General features: G+C 68.3%; 2 protein-coding genes. One reads left to right on the top strand and one right to left on the bottom strand.

Annotated features, from left to right (window positions below; translation table 11 throughout):
• The first annotated feature begins 424 nt into the window (after positions 1 to 424).
• Positions 425 to 1141 (top strand): VOC family protein, encoded by a 717-nt coding sequence (locus VF468_12990; GenBank protein HEX5879212.1) that lies wholly within the window; start codon positions 425 to 427, stop codon positions 1139 to 1141.
• A gap of 465 nt (positions 1142 to 1606) precedes the next feature.
• Here the strand turns inward: VF468_12990 and VF468_12985 are convergent, their stop codons facing one another.
• Positions 1607 to 1822 (bottom strand): CopG family transcriptional regulator, encoded by a 216-nt coding sequence (locus VF468_12985; protein HEX5879211.1) that lies wholly within the window; start codon positions 1820 to 1822, stop codon positions 1607 to 1609.
• Positions 1823 to 2293: the final 471 nt, after the last annotated feature.

Below are 2293 nucleotides of genomic sequence, written 5' to 3'. Positions count from 1 at the left end.
GATCTGTGCGCGGATTTCTTCGGGTCTCGATTGCCCGCGGTGCGGAACTTCGGTCCAGGTCGAATGCGTCCGGCCCGAGCCGCTCCGGCGTACCGGGCGACCGTCACAGAACATTCGATCCTGATCCGAGGTGGCGACGCTCAGGTCAGCCAGCGGACCAGCTGATCGAGGGTCATGGCCCGGGTCCGTCGATCGGTGGCGGCCGCGACATTCGCTCGGAGGTGCCCGATGCTGGTGGCGCCCGGTAGCGGGCACGACCCGCTGGCCGTGCCGGCGCTGCTGGTGGTGGACCCATGCCAGCAGGACCTGTCCGACCCTCGCCATCGCCACGGCAGCTCGGTGATATCCCGGGGGTGCGCGACCTGTCCAACCACCCTCCTGGGAATCGGTTACGTACCACCCAGTCAACAGATCGAGGTACAGAATGACGACTCAGCTCATCGCGCTCTGCATCGACGCGAACGACCCGCTCGGACTTGCGCGGTTCTGGGGCGGCGTCCTGGGCCGGGAGACGGCCGAGGACCCGCACGGCGGAATCGTGCTCCCGCCAAGCGATGACACCGGGTTCCGGCTCCGGTTCCTCCCCTCACGGGAGCAGAAGTCCGGCCCGAATCAGATGCACTTCGACCTGACGAGCACGTCGCTCGACGACCAGCAGGCGACGGTCGAGAGGGCGCTGAGCCTCGGTGGCCGGCACATCGACGTCGGCCAGCGCCCCGAGGAGGGTCACGTGGTGCTCGCCGACCCCGAAGGCAACGAGTTCTGCGTGATCCCGCCGGACAACAACTTCCTCGCCGACACCGGCTTCATCGGCGCACTCGCCAGCGACGGTTCCCAAGAGGTCGGGTACTTCTGGAGCGAGGCGCTTGGCTGGCCGCTGGTCTGGGACCAGGACCTAGAGACCGCGATCCAGTCGCCGGACGGCGGCACGAAGATCACCTGGGGCGGCCCGCCGGTGAGGCCCAAGACCGGCAAGAACCGGCTGCACTTCGACCTCGCACCCGCGGATGGCGACCAAGACGCCGAGGTCGAGCGTCTCGTCTCACTTGGGGCGACCCGCATCGACATCGGCCAGGGCGAGGTCAGCTGGGTGGTGATGGCCGATCCCGATGGCAACGAGTTCTGTGTGTATCCCCGGTGACGCGACCGATCCGGGGGGCCGGCGAGCCTTCGATCGAGCGCGGTCTGGTGTGGCCACGGATAGGGGAGTGAACATGATGAACAGGTCGACGACCGCTGTCGCTGAGGTCGCCCCACTCGGCCAGCGGTGTGGGGCATTTCGCCCGGCCTACTGGGATTGGCCGCAGCGAGCTTCCAGATCGTGACGGGTGGCCACCGACGCTGTGGCCCTCACCGTTACCGTCACCGCCAGTTGCCACCTGGCCGCAGCCGCTGTCGAACTGCGCTGGATCGCCTGGGCCAACATTCTGGTCGGCTCGGTCGTGGTCACCCTCAGCTCAGCATGCGCCAGGTCCGGCTGGCGGGTTCCCCCGGCGTCTGGGGACATATTGCCGGGGCCGCCTTGTTCGGGAACGTGCTCCCATTTCTTGGTCTGTCGTACGGCGAGAGAACTACAGGGCGGGTGTTGCTGGCGTCCTGGTGTGGTTTAGCCGGCTCGTAGGTAATCGCCGATAGCGCGGCGAGTAACCTCCGAGACGCTGGTGTGATCTTGGGCCGCGCGCAGGAGCAGGTCGCGCTTGAGTTCGGGGGCGAGTCGGACGGACTCCACGGTCGAGGCCGCGGACCCGAGCCTCGGGCGGCCGGCGCGGCGGCGCTGCAGGATCTGATCGACGTCGTAGCCGTGTTCGGTCTCGCCGGCCATGGCCTCGACGTCGGCGTCGGTGAGGGGAAGGTCGCCCGGCGTTCGCCCCCCGGGACGGGGTCCGGCGTGTTGCCGCGCTGGGTCATCTGCTCACCTCCTCGGTAGTAGCCGCTCGTACTGCGCCCTCATCCCCATCGCGTTCGCTCCTCTGTCCAAGCAGTCGACCGCCTGGTTCGTCACGTGAGCCCAATTGGACGCCGCGAGTCCAGGTCGTGCAGCACGATCAGACGTGGCAGAGAGTGCTCCAGCCAGTAGTCGGGCGAGGAGCACCTTACGCGTCACGTGGCTCTGGCTGCGCCACAGCGGCGGCCCGGGATCGGGCCGCCGCTGTGGCGTGGTGGGTCTTGTGACGTCTCACGAGGTGCGGGCGAAGACGTCCAGGGTTGCGTTGGTGTCCGCCGCGACCAGGTTGGTGGCGCTGGAGTGGAAGGCGGTGACCAGGCCGTTGGCGCTGAGCGCGGGGAACGCGCT

The organism is Actinomycetota bacterium (genome assembly GCA_036280995.1).
Lineage (GTDB): Bacteria > Actinomycetota > CALGFH01 > CALGFH01 > CALGFH01 > CALGFH01.
The sequence above is the reverse complement of the archived record's forward strand: the minus strand, read 5'-3'. Positions and strand labels throughout refer to the sequence as shown.